The organism is Aquidulcibacter sp., assembly GCF_049239865.1.
Lineage (GTDB): Bacteria > Pseudomonadota > Alphaproteobacteria > Caulobacterales > Aquidulcibacteraceae > Aquidulcibacter.
Genome location: NZ_JBMLTR010000171.1, coordinates 1 through 3,883 on the forward strand (window position 1 = coordinate 1; position 3,883 = coordinate 3,883).

The 3,883-nt window shown below is 56.4% G+C and carries 4 protein-coding genes; 2 read left to right on the top strand and 2 right to left on the bottom strand.

Features of this window, described 5'->3' with window-relative positions; genetic code table 11:
* Positions 1–139 precede the first annotated feature (139 nt).
* Together ACOVRA_RS11990 and ACOVRA_RS11995 are read right to left on the bottom strand one after the other, a co-directional pair.
* Positions 140–544 (bottom strand): hypothetical protein, encoded by a 405-nt coding sequence (locus tag ACOVRA_RS11990; RefSeq protein WP_421720490.1) that lies wholly within the window; start codon positions 542–544, stop codon positions 140–142.
* A gap of 98 nt (positions 545–642) precedes the next feature.
* Positions 643–1,605 carry a YeeE/YedE thiosulfate transporter family protein gene (locus ACOVRA_RS11995; protein WP_421720491.1) on the bottom strand — a complete coding sequence of 321 codons (963 nt, stop codon included), beginning with the start codon at positions 1,603–1,605 and terminating at the stop codon, positions 643–645.
* Between the two features lie 176 nt (positions 1,606–1,781).
* Between ACOVRA_RS11995 and ACOVRA_RS12000 the strand changes: the two genes are divergently transcribed.
* Both ACOVRA_RS12000 and ACOVRA_RS12005 read left to right on the top strand, forming a co-directional pair.
* Complete coding sequence (locus ACOVRA_RS12000; RefSeq protein WP_421720492.1) at positions 1,782–3,062, top strand: extracellular solute-binding protein; 1,281 nt, start codon at positions 1,782–1,784, stop codon at positions 3,060–3,062.
* Positions 3,063–3,087: 25 nt separating this feature from the next.
* Positions 3,088–3,883: alpha-amylase family glycosyl hydrolase (locus ACOVRA_RS12005; RefSeq protein ID WP_421720493.1), on the top strand; the 796-nt coding region annotated here is incomplete at its 3' end.

The window sequence follows — 3,883 nt, forward strand, 5'->3', positions numbered from 1 at the left end:
TGGCACATAGATGCCGTCAGGGGGCGTCCACCCCATCATTCCTAGTTGAAACAATAAAAACAAAAACCATTTTAGTTTTGATGGTGCATTCCTGCCGGACTGCACCCGACGCGCCACCCAGGCACAAAAGCCCAATCCGCTATTTCGCGGCGGATTGGCTTGCCGTCATGGCGGTGCAGACTTTGCGCATGGTCTCAACGCTGTTGGCGTTTAGGGTTCTGCCTTCAAGACCCGAATATCCGGCGGTGTCTTGGCAGGAGTCAGCAAAGCCGGTCCAGCGGGTGGTAAGGTCTGCGCGATAAGCGTCGCAATGGGCGCGCATGGCGCGGTTGCGCAGAGCAACCTTGTCGGCTGCCTCGCCAACTAAAAGGTCGAGGTGGATGCCGTCAAACTTGGCGTCTGCTGCCTTCAAGCAGCTCTGATAGGTTGCTTCCCGTTCTGGCGTGCTGGCGTGGCCCGTGGTGGTTTGCACCCCCGCGAAGGCAAAACCGGCTGCCAGAGCAGCGGCGACGATCGCTGTGGCGACGATGACTGGTTTGCGCATTCTCTTCACTCCAAGTTGGGCCCGAGACAGTGCCGACGGCATGTGTGTCTGTTTGGGACAAGCCTATCTGGAGAAGCGATTCCCGTGCCACGCGAGTTTTAAGGGCTGAGAGGTGTGGCGCGGAGGCGTAACGACCGCCCCAGCAACAATGTACCAAGAATGCCCGCGTTCATGGCCGCATAAGCTAAAGCGGCCGATCCGCTGAGGCTGGGGAGAAGAAATAGGATCAGGCCATCATTACCGCCCGGGATCATCACAAGGCCAAAGGCCATTAGGAACCCTCCGATCAACGCACCCGCGCTGCCGCGGAGGCTGGGTGGCTTTAGCTTGAATGTGCCTGCGGCCACGGTCGAAGTGACACCACCGAGACAGGCAGCGACAACTAGCCAAGGCAACAAACTATCGGCCATGTGATGGGGCGTTGTCAGAATTGCTTGCGCAAAATCATGGATCGCAACGCTATAATTCCAAGCTGGATGGATGGTGTAAAGAAGGCCGCCGATTACGCCAATCGCACCCATGAACCAAGCTTTGTTGCTCTTTCCATGACGGATAAACAGCCAAAACAACAAACCAACGAGACTAATGGCTGTGCCCCATAGAATCAGAAGCAAGGTGGATGGAACGGCCAAAGCGGTTGTGGCCATCATGTGCGGCTGAACCGAAAGGCCCGACAGGCCCATCACAAGGGCACCGACCCATAGGCCCGGCAATACAAACAAATACGAGGTATCGCCGCTCACAATCTTGGTCAGCGTACCAAACACGCATGCGCCATTGAGCGCCGCCCCTGTGCCGAACACCAGCCCACCAACAAGTATCAACACGCCGGGGGTGATTGTGGGCGCAAAGTGGATGGGCAGGCCCGTAAACCAGGCTATCGGCCAGAGAAATGCCATCGCGCTAAGACTGGCCAAAGCAAAGCCAGCAAATCGCCAAGCGCGGCCTCGATCTAGCCCTTCCAAAACCGCCGCGACAGCACAGGTCGTAGATCGCGGCACGAGAACGCCCATGAATAGCGCACATAGGATCATGCCGATGTCGAGCGCTTGCAATGTCATTCCCATTCCCCGATAGCGCTGACTGGTCCAGCCTAAGTACCCCTATGGCCTACGTGTTGAGGCAGGTGCGGGTTACATTGGGCCGTGTGATCGCCATGTAAAAATCGATTGCACGCGCAAGGGATTCCTCTCACCCTTAGGGCAATTGAACAATCGGCCAAGTTAAGGTGACAGCGATGGGAAGTGGCCCAAACAGACGAGCGGCATTGGGCTGGATGGCCAAAGGCCTCGCGGGTGGATTAGCCAGTACCGGCGCACTGGGCCTTTCTGGCTGCGGGCCGAAGCAGCAAGTTTTACGGCCCCATCTGATTATCTGGCATGGTTTTAGAGGTGCCGAGAAGGCGGCACTTGAAAAGTTGGCGGCGATTTATTCTGGCCGCCTGAAGCCCGGTGAGCGTCCGGTCCGCGCCGTTGCCATCCCCAGCGATGCGATGGCCGACAAGATTTCGGCCTCGGTTCCACGTGGCAAAGGCCCAGACCTGTTTGTCTTTGGTCATGACCGCTTGGGCGGCTGGGCTGAGGTGGGCGACACGATCACGCCCTTAGACTTCTTTCTGGATGAGGCTACCAAAGCCGCCTTTCTGCCCAATATGTTTGAGGCAGTGACCTATAAGAATGCGGTCTGGGCCCTGCCCTTCAATTATAAGTCCGCCGCCCTTCTCTATAATAAGAAGCTGATCACAAAGCCGCCTGAAACCATTGAAGAGATGCAGGCTTTAGCGGCCAAACATACCGATCAAGCCCGCGGTCGATTTGGCCTCGCCTATGCCTATGATGACTTCTTCTTCCATGCGGCTTTGATGAATGGCTATGGCGGCGGGGTTTTTGATGCCAATGGCAAGCTGATGCTGGATGATGCGCGCAATATTGCGGCCTCTAATCTGGTTCAGCATTGGCGGCGCGATTTAGGGATTTTGCCCGATGACCCGACCTCGTCGCTCGTTGCCTCGCTATTCAATACAGGCCGGGCAGCCATGATCTTCAATGGCCCATGGTTTCTGGGCGAGATCGCGCCAGAGATTGCGTATGGCGCGGCGGTTTTGCCACGGATCACCGCCGCCAATAATCGGCCCATGGCCCCCTATATGGCCGTCGAAGCGATCTTTATGAGTGCCGGAACCCATGATCCCGCCGAGGCTTGGGCGTTTGCGAAATTCCTGACCAGTGTCGAGGCCGCCAAAATCATGGCCATCGAGGGCGGAGAATTGCCGACCCTTCGGGGAGTCTATGATGTGCCAGAGGTGGCGAAGAATCCAATCGTACAGGCCTATAAGACGCAAGCGCTCTCGGCCATTGCCATGCCCAATCTGCCAGAGATGACGATGGTCTGGTCGCCAGCCGACAAAGCGATGAAGCGGGTCACGAAATTAGAAACGACCTCCGAGGCGGCTTGGAAGGATTGCCAGCGCGAAGTTCAGGTCGCCATCGACGCGCTCCATGCAGGTAAAGCGAGCTGACTGTTCTGAGACTTGGGAAAAGCAAATGACCACCACGCAACCGCACCTGAAGCTTGTCCGCTTGGCGATGTTATTGACCAGTTTGGCTCTCTCAGCGTTTGCCGCACCCGCGGCCCAGGCAGATGGCTTCCGTGACCGGCTGCCAGAAGATGAAGTTATCTATTTTCTCTTGCCGGATCGATTTGAAAATGGCGATCCCGGCAATGACAAAGGTGGATTGAAGGGCGGCCGGCTTCAAACTGGCTTTGATCCAACACACAAAGCCTTTTATCACGGCGGTGATCTGAAGGGCCTAACGGACCGCCTAGACTACATTCAGAATCTGGGGGCGACTGCGATTTGGATAGCCCCAATCTTCAAGAATAAGGCCGTGCAAGGCGCACCAGGCCATGAAACCGCAGGCTATCACGGCTATTGGGTTACCGACTACACGCAAGTCGACCCTCATTTTGGATCGAATACAGACTTTAAGGCTTTCGTGGCCGCGGCGCACTCGCGCGGCATGAAGGTCTATATGGACATCATCACCAACCACACAGCCGACATAATTGCTTATGCCGAATGTCCCACCGGCGGCTGCCCCTATCGGAATCGTGCCGATTTTCCCTATCAACGGCGTGCCAAGGATGGTGCGGCCATCAATCCGGGCTTTGAAGGGGACGGCGTTCGGACACCAGCGAATTTTTCCAAGCTGACGCAGACTGACTATGCGTATCAGATAGTCGTGCCGCCAGCAGAAGCCCAAATTAAGGTTCCAAATTGGCTGAACGATCCGATCTTCTATCATAATCGCGGCGACACGACTTATTGGAACGAATCCG

Excerpts from the sequence above, each read along its gene's own strand:
- ACOVRA_RS12000 (WP_421720492.1), top strand. The coding sequence starts at position 1,782 with ATGGGAAGTGGCCCAAACAGACGAGCGGCATTGGGCTGGATGGCCAAA.
- ACOVRA_RS11995 (WP_421720491.1), bottom strand. The coding sequence starts at position 1,605 with ATGACATTGCAAGCGCTCGACATCGGCATGATCCTATGTGCGCTATTC.
- ACOVRA_RS11990 (WP_421720490.1), bottom strand. The coding sequence starts at position 544 with ATGCGCAAACCAGTCATCGTCGCCACAGCGATCGTCGCCGCTGCTCTG.